Below are 20,976 nucleotides of genomic sequence, written 5' to 3' on the forward strand. Positions count from 1 at the left end.
CTTACACAGAAAAAATAAGCCATCTAGAAATTCAGTTCAGTCTTTATCCCGCCATATCAAAGTTGCCATACGACCGGTTTCAGACTCCCTGCGGAAGGAAAAAAACTTCTCAGGTTCTGACATTGTGCAGAGCCCCCCACCGTACACCTCGCCAATCCCCAGCTCTGCCAACTCCGCGCGAGCCAGGGCGTAGATATCTGTTAAAAAGTGCAGTGGTTTCTTAGTGTGTGGGCGGAAACAGCTAGCGATTTTTTCTGTGTGTCGACTGCTAATTGCATTTTCAAAGAATGCCTCGAGGACATCGATTCCGGTTTCAAAGGCCTCCGGACCAATCGCTGGGCCCAACCAAACCATCAACTCCTCAGGATCACACTTCATCGCCCGTACGGTGTTGCGCAATATACCACCGGCCAATCCGCGCCACCCGGCATGGGCTGCTGCTACGCGGGTACCACTCTTATCGCATAGCAAAACAGGCAAACAGTCTGCGGTTAGCACGGCACAGACAACACCTCTTTTCATGCTAAAGCAGGCATCTGCGGTTCGAACTAAGGCGTCATCACTTGCCTCGACTACTTTGTCGCTATGGATCTGCTCCAGCCACTGCGGTTCTGAGGGCAACTCAAGCTCCTCCCTCAACTGTTGGCGATTGGCAGTAACAGCTGACTCCTTGTCCCCCACGTGAGCAGCCAGGTTAAAAGAGGAGAAATGGCCACAACTTTGGCCCCCAGTGCGTAGCGTCGTCGCCGCCCTCACCCCTGCGGGTGCGGGCCAATCGGGTATCAGGTAGTGGTTACTTGGCATTGAGATATCTTGCTTTGCGAAATTGTCCTTTCGAGAACCGGCGATAGGTGCCCAGGCGAATTTATAACCGGTACTTCAGGGCTCATCAGCGCGCAACTGATCGAGCAGTGCTTGCATGTCAGCAGGCATTGGCGCACACCAATGCATGTCCTGTCCACTGGTGGGATGTACTAGAGCTAGTTCAGCCGCATGCAGAGCCTGCCGAGGGAAGCTCTGGAGAGCTTCAACAAGGTCTGCCGAGGCCTCTGGAGGCAACTTTGGGCGGCCTCCGTAGAGTGGATCTCCCACGAGCGGGTGCCTGATATGGGCCATGTGTACCCGAATCTGATGAGTACGACCGGTTTCCAGCTTGCAGCGTAAGAGCGTGTAAGCACTGTAACGCTCCTGTACACGATAATGAGTGATCGCCTCTTTGCCGCCAAAGTCCAAAACAGCCATCTTGAGACGATTTTGACGATGCCGACCGATGGGCGCATCAACACGACCCGCAGTGGTGATATATCCTTGGACCAAGGCATCATACTGTCGACTCACCGTTCTCTGCTTTAATTGATCCACGAGATGGGTCTGAGCGGCCAAAGTCTTAGCCACAACCATCAGGCCACTGGTGTCCTTATCCAGCCGGTGAACAATACCGGCTCGGGGTATCAGCTCCTGTGCTGGATTGTGATGAAGCAGGCCATTGAGCAGAGTGCCGTCGGGGTTACCGGCAGCGGGGTGGACTACGAGGCCCGCGGGCTTATTGACCACCATCAGGCAGTCATCTTCGTACATAATATTGAGGTCGAGGTCCTGGGCAGCCCAGCTACCTTGGGGTTCCAGCTCTGCGCGAAGCTGGATAAGCTCGCCGCCAAAAAGCTTTTCCTTAGCCTTAGCTGGGGCGCCGTTTAAGGTGAGCTGACCGCCTTTGATCCACGATTGGAGGCGCGCGCGCGAAAAATCGGGAATTAATTCGGCTGCGGCCTGGTCTAAGCGTCGACCAGCCATATTGGCAGGAACTTGGATATCTAGTTTTAGGTGTTCAATCATCAATCAATTGCAAATACTTTGGGCAGCTCCGCGACTGTGGTTAAATGTCCGACGCGCCAGGTTAATACTGGTGGGTAGTTTAATAAGGTAGAGTGTAAGAATGATAGAGCGAGGGGCTATGCAGACCTGGAAAATGCTGTGGCTGGCCTTGGTGTCCGCAATACTGGTTGCCTGCGCCAACACAGATGATTCGGAAGTGGGCCTACCCACAGGTTCACGTACAGAACAGGCATACTACGAAATGGCCCAGCGACAGCTGCGAACCAGCCAGTGGGATCTTGCCATCAGAAACCTGCGAGCCCTGGAAGACAACTTCCCATTCGGCAACTACGCGGAACAGGCTCAGCTTGAGCTGATCTATGCCTACTACCGCAACTATGAAAACGATGCTGCTATCGCCGCTGCAGACCGCTTTATCCGCCTACACCCCCAGCATCGCAATGTCGACTACGCCTACTACATGAAGGGCCTATCCTCCTTTACTGAGGGCACAGGCCTGTTCGAGCGCTTTATGCCTACCGACTTGACCAGTCGCGATCCAGGATCGGCTCGAGAGTCATTCGCTTATTTCTCCCAGTTAATGGCCCGCTACCCTGAAAGCCGCTACGCTCCAGACGCGCAAAAGCGCATGATCCACTTGCGTAACCTGCTGGCTCGCTATGAAGTTCACGTGGCCAACTACTACTTTAAGCGCGGCGCCTACCTCGCAGCAGCCAATCGCGGTCGCTACATTGTGGAAAACTTCCAGCAGACACCCGCAGTCCCCGATGCCCTGGCAGTTATGGTTCAAGGTTATCATTTGATGGAAATGCAAGATCTCGAGGCTAATGCCCTGGATGTACTGCGCAATAACTATCCAAAGCACCCCGCTTTTAACGAAGACGGTACTTTCAACTACGACTTTTACAAAGGTCCGAGCGGCCGCAGTCTGGTGCATAGGGTCACCCTGGGCCTGTTTGAAAAATCTGACCCGCGGGGCTTTGACAGCCGGGAGCTCTATAATCCCGAATACAACCGGGACGAGACTCCCCTGCCTCCAGAGCTTCTGTAACTTATCACTTGAAAATAGAAACGGCGCCATTCGGCACCGTTTCTATTTTCAGGATAGCTAGTCACCCAGCTTCCAGCCATTGGTGATGGGATAACGGCGATCCCTTCCAAATCCGCGTTCAGAAATACGCACCCCGATGGCTGCCTGGCGCCTCTTGTACTCATTGCGTCCCACTAACCTGACCACACGCTCTACATCCTCTCTCTGGAAGCCACGCTGAATGATTTCCTCAGCGCTGTGGTCTTGATCAACATAGAGGTTGAGAATTTGATCCAGGATCTCGTAAGGCGGAAGGCTGTCAGAATCCACTTGGTCTGGGGCCAGCTCAGCACTGGGAGGGCGAGTAATGACCGTTTCAGGAATCACTTCAGAAATTGTGTTGCGGTAACGGGCCAGCTCGAATACCAATACTTTGGGAACATCCTTCAGGGCATTGAATCCGCCTACCATATCCCCGTATAAGGTCGCGTAACCAACGGCCATCTCACTCTTGTTACCGGTGGTCAGGACCATCGCGCCCTTCTTATTGGAGATAGCCATCAAAAGAACACCACGAGAGCGGGCCTGCAGGTTCTCTTCAGTGGTATCCCTCTCACTGCCAGCAAATTCTTCAGCGAGAGCGCCCATAAACGAATCAAAGATGGGCTCGATACTAATTTCCCGATAGTGAACCCCCATTCTTTCCGCCTGATCGGCCGCATCGCCTTTACTCAGATCTGAGGTATAGCGAAACGGCATCATTACCGCCTCAACACGCTCTTTACCCAGCGCATCGACCGCAACTGCCAATGTCAGAGCAGAGTCGATTCCACCCGACAACCCCAGTACAACACCATTAAAACCATTTTTATTAACGTAGTCGCGCACCCCAAGTACCAGGGCTTGGTACACAGAAGCCAAATCGCCTTGAGGAGAAGCAATTTCCCCAGGGACTAACGTCAAATTCTGTCCCTGCAGAGTTATGGAAGCTGGCAGCAACTGCTCTATAAACTCTTCAGCCCTGGCACATACCTCTCCCTCAGCGTCAACAACGATTGAGCCGCCGTCAAAAACCAGCTCGTCCTGACCACCGCACCAGTTTACATAGGCAATGGGAACCCCGGCATTCTTTGCCTGCCTGGAAACCAATTCCAGCCTCTGCTGAGCCTTGCCCCGATGGAAAGGTGATGCATTGATGTTGAGAATCAACTTGGCCCCAGCATCGACTGACTGCTTGATGGGCTCTGGAAACCAAATGTCCTCACAAACACTCAGCCCCACAGGAACTCCCTTGATATGCACTACACAGGGAGATTTACCCGGTTTGAAGTAACGCTTTTCATCAAAGACCTGATAGTTAGGCAGCTTCTGTTTGGCATATTCTGCGATTAACTCTCCCTCAACTATTACCCCCGCCATATTGAACATAAGGCCATCGAGCAACTTGGGGTAACCCACAACAATGGCACAGGGCAGATCTGCAGCTTTGAGCTGATCCAATGCCGTATCAATACGAATCTGCATACTGGGTCGCAACAACAAGTCTTCAGGAGAGTAGCCGCACAGGGTCAGCTCCGGAAAAAGTACCAAGTCAGCACCCAACTCCTGGTACGCTCGGCGCGCAATTTCTATCACCTGCTTGGTATTTCCTGGAATATCTCCCACCAGGGAATTGATTTGTGCCAGCACTAACTGCAAAGTAGACATCGTTGAACCTCGGACAAGACAGGCCGCTATTGTAACCCCATCGGGGTAACAACAGCAGCGGCTCACCACTACAAGAATACCGGGCATCTACAGTGAGCAGTTCCCAGACATCCCCCCAACAACACCATGAGCTTTTACGCATAAGCGCAATTTACCGAGTAGCAATAGCCCTAGTTCTGCTGGGAGTATTCTACTCCGACATAGGTGGAGGCTCACTTGGCACGTACTTGCCAACACTATTTATATATACAACGTCTTCCTATGCCCTTCTGAATGTGGCGTGGTTACTATTTTTGCGCCAGAAGGCTTACCAGACAAATAGCAGCCAAGTCGGGATTATTTTGGGCTGTGACATTCTGGTTTTCTTGTTGTTGATCGAGGCTAGTGGAGGGCTGAACTCTGGACTCGGTTACTTACTGCTTATCAGTTGTTCAATCGGTGCCATCCTACTTGATAAGCGCCTCAGTGCATTTTTTGCGGCCATTGCTAGCTTGGGTGTTATCGCACTCCAGCTTTACCATTTTCTAACTGAATCGGGTTCTAGCCAGGAGATTGTGTCTGCTGGCGGACTAGGTTTACTACTATTTGTAACCGTAAGTGCCATCCAGTACCTATCGGAACGTATTCGTAAAGCTAATATTCGCGCAGACAAACAAAGCCGCCAGGCTGCACACCTTCAACGCCTGGCTCAAGAAATCATTGAAAGAATGAATACCGGTGTATTAGTTTTAGGCCCTACTTACAAGCCAGAGCTGATCAATAAATCAGCAAGAAGATTGCTAGAAAACCAAATCGATACAGCACATGACTACCATGCAGAGCTGAGACAAAAGGTTAGGGAGTGGCGCAGTCATAAGAGTCAAAATAATGCCCTTATCCCCGCAAAAAATGGGGACGAGCTTCATGCAAACTTTTCAGAATTGCACCATGATGCAGGTCATAGCACATTAATTTTTGTCGAAGATAACCGTAAGCTGGCAGAAGCTGCCCAAAAGCTCAAGCTTGCATCCCTCGGCCAACTAACAGCCTCTATTGCACATGAGATACGTAATCCTTTAGCCGCTATCAAGCACGCTGCACAGCTGTTGTCGGAGTCTCCGCAATTGAAACAGGAAGACAAAGAATTAACTGACATAATATGCCGCCAAAGCCAACGCATTAATCAGATTGTTGAAAATGTTATGCAGCTTTCGCGGAGACGTGCCAGCTCAGCCCAGAAACACGATCTTAAAGCCTGGCTCAAACAGTTTTTAATAGATTTTAATACCGGTAAAACCGACAACATTGTCAAGTTAGATATCAAAGAACAAGCATTGCCAGCATACTTTGATTCTGCACAATTGGGTCAAGTAGTTACCAACTTAGCTGATAATGCTTTACAACACTCTCAAGTAACTACTGGAACAAACCATGCTACTATTTGTGCCTACTACAATAAAGCACACAGGAAAACAGTTCTGGAAGTCAAAGATTTAGGCGCAGGCGTCCCCGAAGAACTCCTCGATAAAATATTTGAACCATTCTTCACAACAGGTCAAAACGGGAGTGGACTAGGGTTGTATATCGCTCGGGAGCTTTGTGAGGTCAATAACCTTAGCCTTTATCATTGCCGTAGTAACGACGACAAGAGCTGCTTTAGAATTGAGTTTGCCCGCGATGAGGACGTTACTTGATCTACCGCAGGGACCTTTTTTGATCTACAAGCCATTATGGTTTTCTGATTTCTGACATAATTACAATTGATATACTACTTACTAATTTCAACACAACAAGAAAAGACAGAGAAATAATGCGACCTCTGGCACTGGTTGTTGACGACGAACCAGATATTTGTAACTTAATTAGCCTAACACTCAAACGAATGGATGTGGACTGCCACAGTGCAGGTACACTCTCACAAGCGAAGGAGTTGCTACACAACAATAACTATCAATTTTGCTTAACAGATTTACGCCTACCTGACGGCGATGGCTTGCAACTAGTTGAACATATTCAAGAAAGTGTCGAATCACACTTACCTATTGCTGTTATAACTGCTCATGGGAATATGGATAGTGCAATTAAAGCGTTAAAATTAGGCGCGTTTGACTTTGTCAGTAAACCCGTAGATTTGGAGCGGTTGAGAAATTTATCCCAGCTTGCTCTCCGGTTGAATCACCAGCAAATCAGTGAATTAGCCCAAAGTGACGCAGAACTACTATTGGGCGACGCTGACAACATGCAGGTTTTAAGAAGTCAACTGACAAAAGTCGCACGTAGCGATGCCCCTATATATATCAGTGGCGAATCTGGGTCCGGAAAAGAACTAGCGGCTCGATCTATTCACCAACAAGGAGCTAGAGCCGATAAACCTTTTGTTCCTATTAATTGTGGTGCTATCCCAAATGAACTGGTGGAAAGTGAACTTTTTGGACATCGAAAAGGTAGCTTTACCGGAGCCTACAAAGATAAAACTGGATTGTTACAAAGTGCTGAAGGGGGAACTTTATTCCTCGATGAAGTTGCAGATCTTCCCTTAGATATCCAAGTTAAGTTACTTAGGACTATTCAGGAGAAAACGATCCGACCAATTGGCTCAAATCAGGAGGTCTCTATTGATGTCCGAATTCTAAGTGCCACCCATAAGGACTTAGCTAAGGAGGTGGCAGAGGGACGCTTCCGAAATGACCTTTATTATCGGATCAATGTTATAGAAATTTCGATACCACCACTGCGTGATCGTATTAAGGATATTCCGATTCTAGCACATGCTATCATACAGAGGATTGTACGGAAGTCTGGTTTGCCCAAACCTAAAATCCACCCCCTAGCTATGTTAGCTCTCCAAAAATTCCATTTTCCTGGAAATGTTAGGCAGCTTGAGAATATTCTAGAAAGAGCTTTAACTCTATGTGAAAACGGAGAAATTAAAGCACTAGACCTTAAGCTTGATCAAAATACATCACCGGTCAAAGAGTTCACTGACCCTACCCAACTCCCCACGCCGCCTATTCCTTCTCAGGAACTATTTGATTCCTCTCAGCACCAAACTATTGATGAATTTTTGCAGGAGATTGAAAAAGAAGTTATCGAGAGTACGCTAAGCAAAACCAAGTGGAACAGAACCGCAGCTGCAGAGCAGCTTGGTATCAGTTTTCGCTCACTTCGTTATAGATTAAAGAAGTTAGGTCTAGAGACTTAGATATCTACCTTGAGTAGCCCTGTGTATCTTCAGAGCTACTCAAGTTTTCAACAACTAGTCCAGGAAAAGTTAGTTACAAGGACTCACCAACAATCATCACTACTCGAACCTGTCGCTCCTTTTACCCCCGCTTGAGTCAAAGTAAAGCTTGCACAGTCATTATCACCAGCTTGCACAGACCCCGACTGGGGCATGGCAGTCAAAGTATATGTAGTCGCAGTAAGTACACCTGAAATTGAATAGTAGTTATTTTCTGTTGCAAGAGTGTTCCCATTTGATATATCACTCGCTGCAGTACAACTTGCATCGTCGTAAGAGCTAAAGGCTGTAAAGCAGCGCTGTAAGCGCTGTGCTACATCGTTCATTTCAGCTTTAGCTTCTGATCGATTACTTTTGCGGACCGATTCCATATAAGAGGGGTAAGCAATAGCCGCTAGTATTCCAACTATTGCAACAACGATGATTACTTCTATTAAAGTAAACCCACAAGATTTACTAAAGCTAGATTTATTCATAAGGCCCTACCTCTTAGTATTGCCGCCAAGATAAACGAGAACGTCCCGCTGACAATTCGCCAGGCATGTTTCCATACTCTCCTGAAGTGTCTGAGTAAGGAATAAACACTTTTTTTCCGGCAGTAATAACATCGGAGTAACCGGTAGTTGCACTATCCTGCTTTGAATTGGGCTCATCCAAAATGCTCTCATTTGCAAAGCGAGGATCACCCAAAGCTATAAGCTCCATGGTCCAGCCCGTAGCACCATAGGCACAGGGATCTTCTGACGGCACTAAAGTTGGAAAAATCAATCGATCACGAATTAGCAAAGGTTTACTAATAATTCGTTCTCCAGTTGTTCCTACTTCGGATGTTGTGGCCGCATCCACTGCTCCAAAATCCAAATACCACCCTTTTTTAGTGCTCCACCAAGATGTATCACTATCTCCATTTATAGTTCTAGAATCTCCTGACTCCGAAATAGTTTTCTCAAACAGCTCAGATCTATTTGTAGATGAGATATTAGAACCACTATCAACAATACCATAAAAGCTGTGGACCACATCCCCCTCATCATCATCGGCCGTAGTTAGATAGCTACCAGTTCCAAAATATACCATTATCGCCCCACTCACTTTTGAATTGGCCCCTAATGTTGGGGCAGCAGTTATGGGCTGTGGGTTTCCATTAACATCATTTGCAGTAAATAAAGGTTCAGGTGACGAACTACTTCCATATGCGACATTCCAGCTACTCTCAGAGTCGCTGCTCAAATCAAACTTCCACATATTGCCATAAATATCGCCAGCATATGCAGTTTGCACTACTCCATATATATCAGGTAAAAGTGATGGTCCAGCTAGCCCGTTATTGGTTGAGCTACCGGCCTCTAACACTTCAATATCATTCGGGTTAGCCAAGTCAACAATTACCAGAGACGCAGTATCATCTATGGAGTTATACCCATTTCCAAAAATCAACTTCCATCCAGCCGGTGTTGGTGCAATAACAGGGCGCCCAATGACATGACCTATACTGTCATCATCTGAACTATCCAGTTCAAACAAAACCTCTGGACTAGAGGGATTAGTGACGTCCAAGACAAATAATCCCTCAGAGCCAGCGCCGTAAGTACCAACTAAAATATTCCTCCATGACTCACTAGCTCCTTTCTTAAAATAGGCATCACTTACATATAATGGCCCATCCAAAATATACTCATGCGGATTAGACTCAGTGCCATAGTCAGTAGCAGTTAAATCGGCGATTTTTTCATAAGCTCCTGTTGGAATATATGCAAACTCCTCAACACCTGTTGCAGAATTAAATGCATGTAACATTCCGTCGTTAGCACCCACATAAAGAATTTCTTTTGAGCGAACTTGCTTAGTATCTGTTAGATAAGAAGCATAGGTATCTCCCCCAAGGTTAGCAGGCAGATACGAAAAATTCATATCGCTATTATCTGCTAAAGCCGGACTACTATTCACAACATCTCCCAGTAAATAAGTACGACTACGCATCCCTGTAATAGATTTCCCCCATAACCAATCCACACGCTCCTCACCAACAGCATCATCGTCAGAACCCTTTAGCGCTGACTTTTGAGCATCCGTCAAATTGTCCCAATCAAAACTAACTGTATTAGTGCCATTGTAAGTTAGCATCGTTCTACCAGAAGTAGGTATTTTCCCTGATGACGAAGTACTCCACATAGCAGTATCACTCAAGCTCCCGTCGGTATCCATTTCGATGGCTTTGATCTCGCCACTCCAGTCATTTGAATCAAATAGGGCTTGGAAGATTAATGTGTCAGTTCCTAAACGAGTAGAGTTAGCAGCTACTGCAGATGCCGACCCAGATCGACCACCAATATCACTTAACACCGCTGATAATTGGTTAGCAAAGGTTGTAGAATCACCAGCACTATAGAAGCCTCCACGACTATTCAGGGCGGCATGAAGTAGATCGTCCAATTTATTCGAATCACTAGAACTTGGATTACCCCAGGAAATAGTTGCCCCAGTATCAATAGCCTCAAATGCCGTAGTCGAATTGACGTTACCCGTAACTCCAAGCGCTACACCAAAAGTTACCATATGTTGCCATGTAGCAGTGTCAATACTACCTTCAGCTTGGCTCACGTCATCTGATAAATGGGTATTTAAATCCGTTTCCCAGTAGTGCATGGCAATATCTGCTAATGTATTCGAATACGAGTCAGAGTATGGCGCACCATAAGATCCATCCACGTTGCCATAGCTACTAAAACTTCCGTAGTCACCGCCATACCCATCCGTCATGAGGATGGTATAACTGGATCTACATGCAATATCAGAGCTTGTGCTACCACTTTCGCCTGGAGTCGAAGACCAGGGCCCTCTGCTATCTGTCCTGCTATAGTATTCACCCGCCGCTTCTAGTGCCCCTAATAGAGGAGTACCTTGTGAAGGAATATCTGTTCCATAAAGCTCTTCAAAAAAGTCCTCTCTATCCGTCCCCTTAAAAGTTCGCACTCCCGCAAGGACCACGTCGGTACTATAGCCATCAACATAACGGGAACCGGCATTTAGTGTGCCAAAGCCTACTCGCAATCCCTCTCCTTGAGCCGAAAATGCATGACCAATGCCTGCCCGAGACATCAACACTCGAGAACGATGGTAACTATACCAATTGGCAAAATTTTGAATTTCCTCTTCATAAGTGCAGGCACTTGTATTTGCACAATCAGTTCGCGCACTTCCACCCTCGTAAGTGCTCCCATCATTCTTAATTTCAACTCGGGTATAGCTACTAGCTAAGTACACATCACCCGAACCATTGTAATTAAAATAGGTTGCAGGATAAAAAGTAAGGCTTCCATTCTCACATAGACTACTAAATGAATTACTTGAACCTATAGTGGCAGTATCCTTTATCCAGCACTTTGCACTTTGCGTATTATCTACCGTAAGATTTCGCCACCCTTTAGAAGTATCAAAGGGATTATGATACGCTCTCTCGGGATTCGCATCGTCAAACTCAGAACCATTTTCGTCCTCCTCAGCCCACGGAAGATATAGAACTGTAGGATCATAATAGGACTTATTATTATGAGAAGAACGAAAATGTGCCGCCCATTTGTTATCACTATCGAATTTTGCTATAGCCTGTCTATCACTTGAGCCATTCCAATAATCACAACCAGATGTCGAAGAACTACTATAAGGACAGGGGGTTAATTGCACATCGGAACTACCACTACCAGCTTCAGTTTGTGGAAACACATAACGTACCGGATAGCTTGTGGATCCCTTTTTCTTAGGAACATAAAAATATTCAATAATTTCTGAGGGCGTAACCTCAAATTGCATTGATCCCGAGTCATCCAGAATAAACATAATATTGGGATCAACAGAAGTACTCAAAAAAAGTGGCTGTTGAGCAAGATCTAGGGATACAGCGCTATGTGTTATCCCTAAGCTAAGAAATGCGGCCGTAAGTGTTGAGGCGCTTTTTAATCTTTTTAACAAACTAATCATAATTTATATTCCAAGCGCAATTTATTAAGGGTCAGCAGTCGAATGTAGAATCACTATGGCGCTCTCTGTTCCCCCCACACCTCGACTGGTAATTCGGTAGTACTCAGGGGCAGGAGCAGCTGCTGATGGAGTGAAGCCAATGTCTCCTCCTTCATCAGAATTCCAGACCGACCCCTCTATTTTTTCAACCACATAAGCCGGTTGGCTCGCTACATTATCTAGCCCGAGATTTGTCGATACAGATCCCCCATCCCAGTCATAAACTAACCAAAATTCGCTGGAGGAAGATCCATCCATTTGTTCAACATACCCAGTATTAGTACCATTAAATAACGTACTTATCGCAAGTTCAGATTCTGATTCCAGCTTAAATTCTGCAACTCGCAATGCCGCTTCTGCTGCTTGGAAGGCCAATTGGCGATCACGCATATTGCCAGCCATTAACTCTTGCATACCACTGCCACGAATTGCTGCCAGCCCTATGAACGTCATAAGCAATAAAATAACCAGCCCAACAAGCAGTGTTGCCCCGCTCTGCTGTTGCAGGCTTTTTACATAAAGCTTTTTTCTCATTTACCTATCTCCATTAACGGCATACGACTGCGGACAGATATGGTACTGGTGAAAACTTGCCGCAGGCGCTTATCTCCTGGGTTTTGATCCTCTTGCCCATTGAAAGTGTATAGCTGTACATCTTGAAGAACATTGTCGTCATCGGAGGACACTAGTAATTCAACCCTAATACCTGTTAGCTGTCCCCAATCAGCAACATCCTTAGCCTCCCTATAATCACCTCCATTCAGTGCATAGGTGACTTGCATTTGTTCAACTCCAGCTAGGAGTTCTTGTGATTCCCCATTAATCTCTCTAAATAAGCTAGGCCGGCCCGAGGTACCGTCATCAATGTAATAGAAAGTACTGGTCGCCACAAAGACTTGGGCATCACTGAAAAAATAATTTTCTTTCTCCGTTGCGTCATCACCGGAGTCGGCAATGTTATTTCCTGGCGTGAAGCCGTCGTCATCAGAATGAAATAGCGTAACTGTATCTGAGGTACTACTTCCTTCAATTTCGGTAACCTGGAAAACTCGCCCTTTAGTACAATCTGCTATTACTAAAATATCTTCCTTACAAATACCACTGTACTTATCTTCATCCTCATCACAGCCATCTTCTTCGAAATCAGTGTTTTCTATATAAATTCGATCTTTTGCGGTATTTCCCGTTACTCCCACTGCCGCACCATTAGCACTTCTTAACAATAAAACATCTGAATTGGAGGAGTGGTCGGGATAGCTCACATCAATTTGATCTTCATCGATTCCCTCGGCAGGAACTGCAAAATTGTAAAGAGTGGTTTCACCGTTATTTAAATAGTTAACAAATTGATCTGATGAATTGGCAGTATTCAAACAGCCAACGTAACCGGCCATACGAATATCTTCACTGATGAAATCAATAGCAAGACGCCCTGTTTCCTGAACCCTTGCTATAGCCTGTTGAGTAGTAAATGTGACTTTGCTTGACAAGAAAAGCTGTACCACTCCAGCCATCAATACCAAGCCGACGGTAATAGACACCATCAGCTCTACAAGAGAAATTCCCTGCTGCTTATACATTGCCACTCCCATTAAATTCTTGTCATATATTGAAAGCTACTGGTGCCCGAATCATCGCCAGTACCGATGGAGTCCTCCTCTCCCCACTGGACAGTAACCGTGCATAAGTTATCTGCATTACAGGTTACCCCTCCAGTTCCAGCCGCAAGTCGATCTGCCAACAATCCGCGCCACTCACCTAAGTCAATGTCAGCACGATTTGAATTCGCAGTAGGCGTGGCATCATCAATAGCTAGCTCATAGTCAGATAAATTGTCACTATTAGCTCTTAATCGCTCTAACATATCTTGAGCCAGAATATTTGCCTGCGAGCGCATGTAAGCACTGTGATTATATTGTAGGGCTTTATTCTGCAAGGCAGCTAAGCCGAGTAGAGAAGTCGAAAGGATTAATACCGTTACCATGACTTCAATTAATCCAACTCCACGCTGGGAATTTAGCAATTGCATTTCGCCCCCTTAACACTCTGTTTTCGCCACGGTTATCAAACCTGCCGCGCCAACTGTTATAGTTCTTTCATTGAAGCCAGTACAATTAGAGTTTTTAGCAATTACTGACGTATCAGTGAAACGTCCCAATGTGCCTATACTTGTATAACGGATAAAGTTTGTAGCTACTCCTTGCACAACTTGAATAGTGGAATCTTCATCCTCTATATCCCATACTCTTATCAGCTCACTGACAACTGGTGCCTCTGCATCATCGGTAACTGCACCATCAACAAATACTATCCATCCCTGATCCCAGGTATCAGCTGCAGTACAATTTGCCCCATCTGTGCTCGCACAAATAGAAACTCTTCCACCGCTTCTTACAGCTTCTGAGCGAGCGTAATTTAGGGCACCTGCAATATCTTCAGCCAATGTTACAGAACGACTATTGTTGATCATGTCAGTGAAGCTCGGAACCGCAACACCTACAAGAACAGCCAGAATCACAAGAGTGATCATCATTTCTATCAGGGTAAATCCATATTGTCGACGAGTAGAAGTACCCAATCTTCTATTCCTAATTTGCATCTATTTCTTACGCCTGTACCAATAATTCAGTGTTCACTTTACCGCCAAACACCTAGAAAGAGAAAAAGACTGTAGATATATTCTCGAAAGTAGCATTTCACCGAACTTACGCACCAGATCAAACCGACTAGTGGCCATTTCAGCAGATTCAATGGTCAACAAAATGAGACCTGCGTCTAAAAACCCCAGGAGGGGAACCATGACTCAACGGGGCTTTACACTACTCGAGTTGCTAATCAGCCTATGTATTTTATCGATTCTCTTATTAATTGGTCTGCCAAGCTTTACGCAAATCATTGAAAAGACACAGCTGGAACTTGTGGGGGATGATTTCTTTAGCGCTATACAGCTAACAAGAAATACAGCTGTCGGGAAAAATCAGCGTGTCACTATGCGTAACTTTGGAAGCTGGGATCTAGGATGGGAAATTTTTATCGATACCGATCATGACGGTATACGCGATGACAATGACTCTTTAATAATGTCCGGATCTAGAGTAGAGAAAGTACAGATTCTATCCAACTCTCCAGTTAAAGATTACATATCTTTTATTGGAACTGGTGAGAGTCGTAAGACAGGTTCTCCCCAAGGCGCATTACAAATGGGGAGCCTCTATGTTTGTACCCTTGATGGATCACAGGGCCTGGCCCTGATATTGTTTCACAGCGGTCGTTTAAGGGTCGAAGAGGCGGACCAAAACCAGTGTTCTTAGCCCCCAAAACCAAGGCTCAAGGGGCACAAAAGAATCTAATTGATTACCTCAACTCTTTAGGCAGGGAGAAACGTATATTCTCAGCCCTTCCATCCATTTCTTCAGGAAGGCTTGCACCAAGTTGTTGCAGTCGATTAATCACTCCTTGTACCAGGACTTCCGGTGCTGACGCTCCCGCTGTGATCCCTATGGCCGTCTTATCCTGAAGCCAATTCGCATCGATATCATCCGCACCATCGATCAATTTGGCAGCAGCACCACAGCGTTCAGCGAGTTCACGCAGGCGATTAGAGTTAGAACTATTCGGGCTACCAACAACAAGGACCAGGTCACTTTCCAGAGCCAGCTGCTTTACAGCATCCTGGCGATTCTGGGTCGCGTAACAGATATCATCTTTTCGAGGCCCACGGATTTCAGGGAAACGCTCTCTTAGTGCGTCAATGACTCGAGCGGTATCATCCATGGATAGTGTTGTTTGGGTAACATAGGCGAGATTACTCTCGTCTTTAACGGTTAACTTACTAACATCCTCTTCGTCTTCAACCAGGTAGATGGCACCACCAGCAGAGTTGTCATACTGCCCCATTGTGCCCTCCACTTCCGGGTGCCCGGCGTGGCCGATAAGTATGCACTCAGCACCGTCGGTACTGAACTTACTCACTTCAATATGCACCTTGGTAACCAGCGGGCAAGTAGCATCGAATACACGCAGGCCGCGCTCTTCAGCTTCGCGCTGCACAGCTTTTGAAACACCGTGAGCACTGAAGATAACGATAACATCATCGGGCACTTCATCGAGTTCATCGACAAAGACCGCACCTCGCTCTTTCAGACTTTCCACCACAAATTTATTGTGCACCACCTCATGGCGGACATAGATCGGCGCACCAAATACATCCAGGGCACGATTCACAATATCAATTGCCCGATCAACACCGGCACAAAAGCCCCGGGGGTTAGCCATTCGGATTTGCATGTCTACTTCAGCACCCTACTTGCGACAAAGGGGGACCCCGACCCTATTGGATCGAATCCACCGCAATAATTTTTACATGGAAATTTAACGTTTGGCCGGCCAATGGATGGTTAAAGTCGACAGTAACATCGTCCTCACCAATCTCACTGATTACTCCGGGGAGTTCGCCGCTGCCGTTGTCAAAAGAGACTACCAACCCGCGCTCCAGCTCCATATCGGGAGAAAAGGTATCCCGGCGCACCTTTTGCAGGTTTTCCGGGTTGCGCTGACCAAATCCTATCTCCGGCGGTATCTCGATCTCGGCTTCATCCCCCGCTTTTAAACCAAAAAGCGCTTTTTCAAAGCCCGGCAGCAAACTGCCATCGCCAACACTGAAAGAGGCTGGGTCACCTTTGAAGGTTGAATCCACCTCAGTGCCATCATCCAATTTCAGGCTAAAGTGCAGTGTCACCCGGCAGTGTTCACCGATAACGGCATTACTCATAGTTCGTTAGACTTCCACGTTATTTTTTGCTTTGCCACTTTCTTTTTCTGCAAAAAAAAGTAGCTCAATAACCAGCATTGCAGCGCCGATACTAATTCCCATATCCGCAACATTGAATACCGGGAAGTGCCAGTTGCCGTAATAGACCGAAATAAAATCCCTTACGTAACCCAGCAGCACTCGATCCCAAAGGTTGCCCAAGGCCCCCCCCAGAATTAGCGCCAGGGCACAGGGTTCCCAGCGCTTTGTTGCCGGCAAGCGCCATAGCCAAACACTGACAACAACGCTAAATACAAAGGCAATAATTCCGAAAAACCACCGCTGCCACCCCCCAGCATCAGACAGGAAGCTAAAGGCGGCACCGTAGTTTTCCGCATAAGTAAATTGCAGCAAGCCGGGAATAATTTGCATTGATGGGCCGTGCATAAACATATCCACGGCCCAGACTTTGCTGGCGATATCGAGGACAACCACCACCAGCGCCAGCCAGTACCAGCGCCATGGATGCCCCCAAACAGGGTTGGAACTAGGCATAGTGCCTCACTTCTCCTTCACCAGAAACGTTTTCCACGCAGCGCTCACAAATGTCTGGATACTCTGCTGATACACCCACATCGGCACGGTAATGCCAACAGCGCGCACACTTGGGGTGATCCACTTTGCTTACGCTGACTTTCAATCCTTCCAGCTCTGTGGACTCTGCACCGGCAGCATCGCTGAGTGGCTGTACAGAAGTGGAGGAGCAAATCAAAACAAAGCGCAACTCGTCTTCGAGCTCCAAGAGCTTTTCACGCAGGTCATCCTCGGCGAACAGAGTCACCGCCGCTTGCAGGGAGCCGCCAATAGCACCAGCTCCACGCTGCTCTTCAAGCACCTTGTTTACCGCAGTTTTTACTTCGGCGATGGCGGCCCAATAGTCCGCACCTTTAACCGAGTCTGCGGGCAGCTTCGGCAGCGAATACCATTCTTCAATAAAGATGCTGTCCGCTTTGGCTCCGGGAATAAACTGCCACAGTTCTTCTGCGGTAAAGCTCAGGATAGGCGCAATCCAGCGAACAAATGCCTGAACAATATGATAGAGGGCAGTTTGCGCAGAGCGGCGTGCAGTACTGTCCTCTTTAGTGGTGTACTGGCGATCTTTGATGATATCCAGGTAGAAGCCACCCATTTCCACGACACAGAAGTTATGTAACTTCTGGTAGATTTGGTGGAACTGGTAGTTATCGTAAGCCACGATAATTTCATCCTGTAGACGCGCAGCCTTATCCAGCGCCCAGCGATCCAGCGCCAGAAGTTCACTCTCCGGCAACAAATCTTTTTCCGGGTCAAACCCAGCCAGGTTGGACAGGAAGAAACGAGCCGTATTGCGCAAGCGACGGTAAGAGTCCGCTGTGCGTTTCAGGATCTCATCGGAAACCGCCATTTCACCACTGAAGTCTGTGGCGGAAACCCAAAGGCGCAATACATCTGCACCCAACTTGTTGATTACATCCAGTGGTGCAACGGTATTGCCGATGGACTTGGACATTTTCCGTCCCTGTGCATCTACCGTGAAACCGTGGGTCAACACTTGCTTATAAGGGGCACAATCGTTGATGGCGATGGAGGTCTTCAGTGAAGACTGGAACCAGCCTCGATGCTGATCAGAGCCCTCAAGGTACAGATCTGCCGGGAAACGCAGGCCGTTGCGGCGCTCCAGTACGGCGTAATGAGTCACACCTGAATCGAACCAGACATCCAGGGTGTCGGTCACCTTTTGATATTGGTCTGCCTCATCTCCCAAGAGCTCCTGCGGGTCCAGGTCAAACCAAACATCCATACCCTCGGCATCGACCTTTTCAGCCACTTTGTCCATCAAAGCGGGAGTGTCCGGGTGGATTTCATGGGTCTCTTTGTGAACAAACAAAGCGATGGGCACGCCCCAGGTGCGCTGGCGGGAAATACACCAATCCGGACTGCCATCGAGCATGGCATCGATACGAGCCTTGCCCCAACCGGGGATCCACTGAACTTCATCCGCTGCCTTCTGTGCATTCTCCAGAAGGTCATTCTGCTCCATGCTCACAAACCACTGCGGAGTTGCGCGGTAAATAAGCGGCGTCTTGGTGCGCCAGCAGTGAGGGTAGCTGTGCTCCATCTTACCCTGGTGCAGAAGTACTCCGCGCTCCTGTAACAGGGCCACGATTTTGTCGTCCACCTTGTAGACGTGCTCACCGGCAAACAGCGGTACCATATCGCGGTACACGCCATTGTCATCGATATAGTTCAGGGTATCGATGCCGTAGCGCTTGCCCACCTGGAAGTCATCGGGACCATGGTCCGGCGCAGTGTGTACACAGCCTGTACCTGCATCAGTGGTGACATGGTCGCCGAGGATCATCGGCAATTGCTTCTCGTAGAAAGGATGGTTTAGCTTCAGGTGCTCCAAGGCAGCACCGCGAATACGGCCTACCACTTCACCTTCGAGCCCCGCCTTCTCCAATACGGCGTCCTTGAGTGCTTCGGCAACGAGCAATCGGCGCTCGGCCGTTTGCACCACAACATATTCCAGCTCAGCATTGACAGAAACCGCTTGGCTGGAAGGAAGCGTCCAGGGGGTTGTGGTCCAGATAACAACGGATAGGGGGCCTTCACCCGCGTGTCCACCTGCCGCATCGGCGATAGCCAGGGATGTCTCTTCCGTCGCCGGATAGCAAACGTAAATGGAGTAGGAGGTTTTATCCTGATACTCCACTTCCGCTTCCGCCAGAGCTGATCCGCCCACAACGCTCCAGTACACGGGCTTGAAACCCCGTGCCAAATGGCCATTTTTGACCACTCGCCCAAGCGCTCGGATGATATCGCCTTCAAATTGGAAATCCATGGTGCGGTAGGGGTTGTCCCACTCACCGAACACCCCCAGGCGAATAAAGTCTTTCTTCTGTCCGTCCACCTGCTTGGCTGCGTATTCGCGGCACTTCTGGCGGAAAGTTTTGTGATCCACCTTTGCGCCCGCCTTGCCAATCTTTTTCTCGACGCGGTGCTCAATCGGCAGGCCGTGGCAGTCCCAGCCAGGCACATAGGGAGCGTCAAAACCGCTCAGGGTTTTCGACTTGATAATAATATCTTTGAGAATCTTGTTGACCGAATGACCTATGTGAATATCCCCGTTGGCGTAGGGGGGGCCGTCGTGCAGGATAAACTGCTCGCGCCCCGCCCGCGCTTCGCGGATTTTTTCGTAGAGCTTGGTTTCCTGCCACTTCTTTAAAATAGCCGGCTCGCGCTGGGGCAGATTGCCGCGCATAGGAAAGTCGGTCTCAGGCAGGTTTAAGGTCACTTTATAATCAGTCATTGGATGTCTACTTCAGCTCTAGTAGAGAATAATTCATCGTCTATACACCGGTTAGTGCCCCTTGGGGTTTTGCACAAACCAGTCTTTAGCATCGTCAATATCCTGAGCGATGCGGGCTTTGAGGATTTCCAGGGAGGCAAACTTCTCTTCATTGCGAAGTTTGTGGCAAAACTCTACCGCTAGTTCTTTCCCGTAGAGGTTGCCATCAAAATCAAACAAGTTGACTTCCAGTAGTGGCCGGGCGCCCTCTCCCTCAACTGTCGGGCGAAACCCCACATTGGCCACACCGTCAATTTCCGGCCGTCCAGCTGCGAGTTCGCTTCCATTCGCGGCTTTGGTGCGAACGGTGTAAACGCCAACCAGCGGGGAGCGGTAGCGGTGCAAACGCACATTGGCTGTGGGAGCACCCAGTTGCCGGCCCAAGGCGCGGCCGGGGGCAACCCGTCCGGTAATACTGTAAGGGCGCCCGAGTAAGGCCTCGGCCAACTCAAATTCGCCCCGCTGCAAGGCTTCGCGGATGCGGGTGCTGCTCACCCGGGCTCCGCGAACCTCAAGCGTAGCCGTGTCTTCCACCGTGAATCCATTTTCGGCTCCGGCGCCCTGGAGAAGTCGATAATCGCCACTGCGATCACAGCCGAAGCGGAAATCGTCTCCCACCACCAAATGGCGGATTCCAAGGCCGTCCACAAGAATACGGCGCACAAAAGCATCGGCACTCAGGTTGCGCAGTTTCTCGTTAAACTGCAGGCACAGCACCCGGTCAGCACCAGCATCAAATAGCGCCAACACCTTCTCTTTAAAGCGCATCAGACGCGCGGGCGCCCTTTCCCCAGAGAAGAACTCATGTGGCTGGGGCTCAAAGATAATCGCCACCGAGGGCAGATCATGTTCCTGCGCGCGTTGCTTGAGCTGCGCAATAATCGCCTGGTGACCGAGGTGTACACCGTCGAACGAGCCGATAGTCGCCACGCTTCCCCGGTGGCGGGGGCGCAGGTTGTGCAACCCGCGAATTAGTTCGCGCTCCTGGGCCAAAGCGATTTTCCCATCCTCATAAAATCGAGCCGCAC

Annotated in this window: 18 protein-coding genes; 4 read left to right on the forward strand and 14 right to left on the reverse strand. The window is 48.3% G+C overall.

What is annotated here, in order from left to right:
• Window positions 1-36 precede the first annotated feature (36 nt).
• Window positions 37-804 carry a peptidoglycan editing factor PgeF gene (gene pgeF, locus ACJJI3_RS13900; protein WP_444940067.1) on the reverse strand — a complete coding sequence of 256 codons (768 nt, stop codon included), beginning with the start codon at window positions 802-804 and terminating at the stop codon, window positions 37-39.
• Window positions 805-879: 75 nt separating this feature from the next.
• Window positions 880-1,833 carry a 23S rRNA pseudouridine(1911/1915/1917) synthase RluD gene (rluD, locus tag ACJJI3_RS13905; RefSeq protein WP_413664317.1) on the reverse strand — a complete coding sequence of 318 codons (954 nt, stop codon included), beginning with the start codon at window positions 1,831-1,833 and terminating at the stop codon, window positions 880-882.
• 100 nt (window positions 1,834-1,933) lie between these two features.
• On the opposite strand from rluD, the gene ACJJI3_RS13910 reads away from it, so the two are divergent.
• On the forward strand, window positions 1,934-2,884 hold the full coding sequence (locus ACJJI3_RS13910) for an outer membrane protein assembly factor BamD (RefSeq protein ID WP_444940068.1): 951 nt from the start codon (window positions 1,934-1,936) through the stop codon (window positions 2,882-2,884).
• Window positions 2,885-2,941: 57 nt separating this feature from the next.
• On the opposite strand, the gene ACJJI3_RS13915 is transcribed toward ACJJI3_RS13910, so the two are convergent.
• Window positions 2,942-4,570, reverse strand: a complete 1,629-nt coding sequence (locus ACJJI3_RS13915) for an NAD+ synthase (protein WP_444940069.1) — start codon at window positions 4,568-4,570, stop codon at window positions 2,942-2,944.
• Window positions 4,571-4,662: 92 nt separating this feature from the next.
• Here ACJJI3_RS13915 and ACJJI3_RS13920 point away from each other — a divergent pair, with 92 nt between their 5' ends.
• Together ACJJI3_RS13920 and ACJJI3_RS13925 are read left to right on the forward strand one after the other, a co-directional pair.
• Entirely contained in the window at window positions 4,663-6,243 is a 1,581-nt protein-coding gene (locus ACJJI3_RS13920; protein ID WP_444940070.1) for a sensor histidine kinase, read from the forward strand.
• Window positions 6,244-6,359: 116 nt separating this feature from the next.
• Window positions 6,360-7,751 (forward strand): sigma-54-dependent transcriptional regulator, encoded by a 1,392-nt coding sequence (locus ACJJI3_RS13925; RefSeq protein ID WP_444940071.1) that lies wholly within the window; start codon window positions 6,360-6,362, stop codon window positions 7,749-7,751.
• Window positions 7,752-7,834: 83 nt separating this feature from the next.
• Here the strand turns inward: ACJJI3_RS13925 and ACJJI3_RS13930 are convergent, their stop codons facing one another.
• The 6 genes from ACJJI3_RS13930 to ACJJI3_RS13955 are packed head-to-tail and all read right to left on the reverse strand — an operon-like array spanning window position 7,835 to window position 14,385.
• Window positions 7,835-8,266, reverse strand: coding sequence for a type IV pilin protein (locus tag ACJJI3_RS13930; RefSeq protein WP_444940072.1), 432 nt, complete (start codon window positions 8,264-8,266; stop codon window positions 7,835-7,837).
• Window positions 8,267-8,279: 13 nt separating this feature from the next.
• Complete coding sequence (locus tag ACJJI3_RS13935; protein ID WP_444940073.1) at window positions 8,280-11,768, reverse strand: pilus assembly protein; 3,489 nt, start codon at window positions 11,766-11,768, stop codon at window positions 8,280-8,282.
• Window positions 11,769-11,792: 24 nt separating this feature from the next.
• A complete protein-coding gene (locus ACJJI3_RS13940) occupies window positions 11,793-12,341 on the reverse strand; it encodes a pilus assembly PilX family protein (RefSeq protein ID WP_444940074.1) in 549 nt (182 codons plus the stop codon).
• Complete coding sequence (locus ACJJI3_RS13945) at window positions 12,338-13,387, reverse strand: PilW family protein (RefSeq protein WP_444940075.1); 1,050 nt, start codon at window positions 13,385-13,387, stop codon at window positions 12,338-12,340. The genes ACJJI3_RS13940 and ACJJI3_RS13945 overlap by 4 nt, the downstream gene beginning before the upstream one ends.
• Before the next feature lie 11 nt (window positions 13,388-13,398).
• A complete protein-coding gene (pilV, locus tag ACJJI3_RS13950; protein ID WP_444940076.1) occupies window positions 13,399-13,836 on the reverse strand; it encodes a type IV pilus modification protein PilV in 438 nt (145 codons plus the stop codon).
• Window positions 13,837-13,845: 9 nt separating this feature from the next.
• On the reverse strand, window positions 13,846-14,385 hold the full coding sequence (locus ACJJI3_RS13955; protein WP_444940077.1) for a GspH/FimT family pseudopilin: 540 nt from the start codon (window positions 14,383-14,385) through the stop codon (window positions 13,846-13,848).
• Between the two features lie 220 nt (window positions 14,386-14,605).
• On the opposite strand from ACJJI3_RS13955, the gene ACJJI3_RS13960 reads away from it, so the two are divergent.
• Window positions 14,606-15,118 carry a GspH/FimT family pseudopilin gene (locus ACJJI3_RS13960; protein WP_444940078.1) on the forward strand — a complete coding sequence of 171 codons (513 nt, stop codon included), beginning with the start codon at window positions 14,606-14,608 and terminating at the stop codon, window positions 15,116-15,118.
• A gap of 43 nt (window positions 15,119-15,161) precedes the next feature.
• On the opposite strand, the gene ispH is transcribed toward ACJJI3_RS13960, so the two are convergent.
• Genes ispH through ribF form a run of 5 tightly spaced genes read right to left on the reverse strand, consistent with a single transcriptional unit; the run spans window position 15,162 to window position 20,941 of the window.
• Complete coding sequence (ispH, locus tag ACJJI3_RS13965) at window positions 15,162-16,094, reverse strand: 4-hydroxy-3-methylbut-2-enyl diphosphate reductase (protein ID WP_444940079.1); 933 nt, start codon at window positions 16,092-16,094, stop codon at window positions 15,162-15,164.
• Window positions 16,095-16,137: 43 nt separating this feature from the next.
• The gene (locus ACJJI3_RS13970) at window positions 16,138-16,578 is read right to left on the reverse strand and encodes an FKBP-type peptidyl-prolyl cis-trans isomerase (RefSeq protein WP_282934364.1); all 441 of its coding nucleotides are present in this window, start codon (window positions 16,576-16,578) and stop codon (window positions 16,138-16,140) included.
• Between the two features lie 6 nt (window positions 16,579-16,584).
• A complete protein-coding gene (gene lspA, locus ACJJI3_RS13975) occupies window positions 16,585-17,112 on the reverse strand; it encodes a signal peptidase II (protein WP_444895261.1) in 528 nt (175 codons plus the stop codon).
• Window positions 17,105-19,909: an isoleucine--tRNA ligase gene (gene ileS / locus ACJJI3_RS13980; RefSeq protein WP_444940080.1), complete on the reverse strand. Its 2,805-nt coding sequence runs from the start codon at window positions 19,907-19,909 to the stop codon at window positions 17,105-17,107. Before ileS ends, lspA begins: the two co-directional genes overlap by 8 nt.
• A 51-nt stretch (window positions 19,910-19,960) precedes the next feature.
• Window positions 19,961-20,941 (reverse strand): bifunctional riboflavin kinase/FAD synthetase, encoded by a 981-nt coding sequence (ribF, locus tag ACJJI3_RS13985; RefSeq protein WP_413664303.1) that lies wholly within the window; start codon window positions 20,939-20,941, stop codon window positions 19,961-19,963.
• Window positions 20,942-20,976: the final 35 nt, after the last annotated feature.

Source organism: Microbulbifer maximicatervae (SeqCode), assembly GCF_052466985.1.